Origin of the sequence: Photobacterium proteolyticum, from assembly GCF_001939735.1 — a bacterium.
In the GTDB taxonomy this organism is placed as follows: domain Bacteria; phylum Pseudomonadota; class Gammaproteobacteria; order Enterobacterales; family Vibrionaceae; genus Photobacterium; species Photobacterium proteolyticum.
Genome location: NZ_MJIL01000070.1, coordinates 1 through 3,832, shown reverse-complemented (window position 1 = coordinate 3,832; position 3,832 = coordinate 1). Strand labels below are relative to the sequence as shown.

The 3,832-nt window shown below is 46.0% G+C and carries 3 protein-coding genes and 1 pseudogene; 2 read left to right on the top strand and 2 right to left on the bottom strand.

The features are described from left to right. Positions 1-950 (top strand): GlxA family transcriptional regulator (locus tag BIT28_RS12730; protein ID WP_139310465.1); only part of this gene is annotated, 950 nt, incomplete at its 5' end. A 255-nt stretch (positions 951-1,205) separates the two neighbouring features. After that, complete coding sequence (locus tag BIT28_RS12725) at positions 1,206-1,811, top strand: tyrosine-type recombinase/integrase (RefSeq protein WP_075764239.1); 606 nt, start codon at positions 1,206-1,208, stop codon at positions 1,809-1,811. Positions 1,812-1,827: 16 nt separating this feature from the next. Here the strand turns inward: BIT28_RS12725 and BIT28_RS12720 are convergent. After that, positions 1,828-2,034: pseudogene (locus BIT28_RS12720) on the bottom strand (transposase domain-containing protein); the annotation flags it as partial. A 31-nt stretch (positions 2,035-2,065) separates the two neighbouring features. Further along, on the bottom strand, positions 2,066-3,577 hold the full coding sequence (gene tnpC, locus BIT28_RS12715) for an IS66 family transposase (protein ID WP_075764235.1): 1,512 nt from the start codon (positions 3,575-3,577) through the stop codon (positions 2,066-2,068). Positions 3,578-3,832 lie beyond the last annotated feature (255 nt).

Genomic DNA, 3,832 nt, shown 5'->3' with positions numbered 1-3,832 from the left:
CGGAATCGGTGATCGGTTTAAACCGGAATGAGCGATCGGATAATCCCGGAATCAGGGGTCGCAATACTCCGGAATATGCAGCTGAAGCAATGATACTTGCCAACACAATTTGTCAGCAGTTAGACGCTTCAGTTAGGTTCGATGTGAGTATCAATACGTTGGAACATATTGATATTAAAAGGGGGGGTAAGGTCGTGGTGTTACCACCTTGTGTCAACGACGATTTTTACACAACAAATAATACGAAATTAAATCAATACCTATCGAGAATGCAGCAACAAGGCGCTGTACTTGCTTCTGCTTGTGTCGGTGCATATATTCTGGCAAGAGGAGGCTTTCTGGATAACAAATTCTGCACGACACACTGGCGACTAAGTGATTCGTTTCGAGCAGACTTTCCCAAAGTGAAGCTCAACGAGAATGCGATCATTGTAAACGAAGGGAGCGTTATTACCGCAGGTGGCCGTATGGCATGGGTTGATCTGGTATTTGAGATCATCTCGATATTCTCTTCACCAACTATTGCACTACGTCTATCTAAAGAAATGGTGATTGATAGCGGATTTCGTGAACAGCGATTTTACCACCAATTTATACCAAAACTAGACCATGGTGATGAACTTGTTCTGAAAGTCCAAAGTTATTTGGATGAGCATTACGCTAAACCTCTTTCGGTGAAAACTATAGCAGAGAATTATTTTGTTAGCCCTCGGACTCTTCAACGGCGGTTTATAAAGTCTATTGACTCTACCATTGTACAATATTTACAAAAATTACGTCTGCATAATGCTTGTCAATTAATTGAACTAACAAGAAAAGGGATTACGGAAATTTCTTATGAGGTGGGATACCAAGATGTCAGCGCTTTCAGGAAGGTTTTTACGCGAGAATATGGCCTCACCCCTACAGAATTCAGAAAACGTTTTAGTGCTGAACCCACAACAGAATAGCTTCTTACAAAAGTAGCATATAAATTATTGGGTAATGCGATATCACGGTGATAACTATTGTCTAATTCCGTGCAATGCGACTACCGCTTCTAGTGGTCGTCGCTTAGGTTTTGCGGCACTTGCACTAATTAATCAGTTGCTAATTTAGAAAAGGCACTGACAAACTTATGTCCACCAACGTTTCAGAGCTTGCTAAACCCTACTAAATTTGACTGCCAAACTTCATGTTGACCAAAACACTGAGAGGAGGTCATCATGAGAAAGTTATCTTCTGGAAAATGCAGTGGCATCAAAAGGCCATTTAAGCTTGAAGAGATCTGGCGGATCAGAACTAGGCTGGAGATTGAAAATGATCTGATGCAGCTCGCACTACTGAACCTAGCTATAGATAGCAAGTTAAGAGCGAGTGATTTACTAAAGCTACACGTTTACGATGTTTCTTCGCAAGGAGTTATCTATGAAAGGGTTCAGTGCATCCAGCAAAAAACTGGCACCGATGTCCACTATGAGATTACTCCGAGAACCCAGCAAAGTATTAGCAGATGGATTTTTGCAGCATCCCTAGAGGCAAGCAGTTTTCTATTCCCGAGTAGCCGACGCTTTGGGCAACCTATCAGCTACTCATTCTATCGTTCAATTATCAGGAACTGGGCTGTAAAACTGGGACTGAATGCTGACTATTATGGCACTCATTCCATGCGCCGCACCAAAGCCACGTTAATATATGCCAGAACGAAAAACATCAGGGCCGTACAGATTTTACTTGGACATTCGAAGCTAGATAACACAATTCGATACCTTGGCGTTGAACTAGAAGACGCTCTGAGGTTGTCTGAGAAAACAGACGTATGCGCCCCATGATCCCACGGGCGCAATATTAATGTGAGAAGTTCCAGGGAAGAAGTGATTCGATATCTGGATCAGGCTTGGCCATCTCTTTCATACACTGGACGAGGTAATCGTAAAGAATAAGATCATTGGCTTTGGCCGTTTCGATGATGCTGTAGAGCATTGCACTGGCATCCGCACCCTTAGGCGTATCGGCGAAGAGCCAGTTCTTGCGCCCGATAACCATGGATTTGATGTATGCGCCCCATGATCCCACGGGCGCAATATTAATGTGAGAAGTTCCAGGGAAGAAGTGATTCGATATCTGGATCAGGCTTGGCCATCTCTTTCATACACTGGACGAGGTAATCGTAAAGAATAAGATCATTGGCTTTGGCCGTTTCGATGATGCTGTAGAGCATTGCACTGGCATCCGCACCCTTAGGCGTATCGGCGAAGAGCCAGTTCTTGCGCCCGATAACCATGGATTTGATGGCACGTTCCGCTCGATTATTGTCGATAGATAAGTGACCATCTTCCACATACCGAACCAGCTTAGGCCACTGACCAGTCGTATATTTAATTGCCTTACCCAACTGGCTTGAGCCCATCACTTTCTGCGATGTCAGCCACTTATGCAGGTCATCAAGCATTGGCTCCGCCAGTTTCTGCCGCTCTGTCAATCGCTCCTGGGCAGCTTTACCTTTCAGACGCGTTTCTAACGCATATAGTTTTTGGATTTTCGCTAGGGCGATATCTGCTTTCCCCGTCTTGCCTTTACCTTGCAGCTTCTTGGCATCCATGAACTTACGGCGGGCATGAGCCAGGCAGCCCAGGTGCTTGACCTTTGGCAGTCCATCATAGGCTTTATAACCATCCGTTTGTAAGTAGCCCTTGTATTCGCCAAGGAAGGCAACAGGGCACGCCCTCGAACGACCGTTTTGATAGTCGAACAAGACGATATTTTTGACATCTTTTAATGCGGCTTCAGGTGAGTCTGCGCCCGAGCAGTAGACCCACATATAACACTGTTTATCTTCTTTCAGTACATTGAGTGGCGTTTCATCCGCCTGAACCACCACTTGTTCCAGCAGGTGCTTTTGTAGCGCCTGATAAAGCGGAGTAAAGTGCTCGCTGATCTGCATCACCCAACGTGCCATCGTGGTTCTGGATAACTCAATACCAGATTGTTTAAACAGGCTTTCCTGGCGGTACAGTGGCAACGCGTACTGGTATTTACCGAGGATGATGTTGGCCAGCAGGCTTTCAGTGGCGAAGCTCTTGGGGATTAGGCTGGCGGGGGCAGGTTTTTGGCTAATGCTGACTTTATCCGCTTCCCTCTCGCACTGGCGACAACCGTACTTAGGGCGCACATATTCTAGTACTTTTAATACAGCAGGCGTGAACTCGAGCTTTTCACTGCTATCTTCACCGATTTTATGCAGCGGATGCTGGCAACATGAGCAGACTTTTTCTTCATCAGCCAAGTCCAGAACGATACGTTCACGTGGCAGGTCTTTAGGAAGAGGCTTGCGTTTACCACGCGCTTTTTTGGTCGTTGTGGTAGTGACCACCTCTTCCTGCTCTGGGGCAACCGCTTCGCATTCCACCTCATTGAACAGGTCACCCTGCGCTTCATCATACGGCTTGAGTGCTTCTGCACGTTTGGCGAACTGGCGGTCGATAGCCAGTTTAAACTGCTCAAGAAGTGATGCCTTTTCAGCCATCAGGGCTTTTACCATCGCTTGAAGCTCGGCAACATCTTGACTGTCAGGGTTAATATCGGGCATCTTTTTCATGGCATCCATTATACTAAAAATGGTTCGTAACTGCCCGGCACATCTGACTTTTATGGTGGCTAACTCATTGTAAAACTGTGTATTCCCATGGGTTTATGGCCGATAATCGTAAAGCCAGACAGCAGGCGTTCGAACTCCTCACCGCTTAGGGTAAAGACCTGATGTTTCTCCCTGGCCCCCTGTGTCAGGATAGTTGTCGCCTAATCTAAATCCGTAAATTAGACAGGGGGTGGTGAGCAGAAAATATGTCCCGCT

Coding starts and splice junctions, on each gene's coding strand:
- tnpC (WP_075764235.1), bottom strand. CDS start 3,577: ATGAAAAAGATGCCCGATATTAACCCTGACAGTCAAGATGTTGCCGAG.
- BIT28_RS12725 (WP_075764239.1), top strand. CDS start 1,206: ATGAGAAAGTTATCTTCTGGAAAATGCAGTGGCATCAAAAGGCCATTT.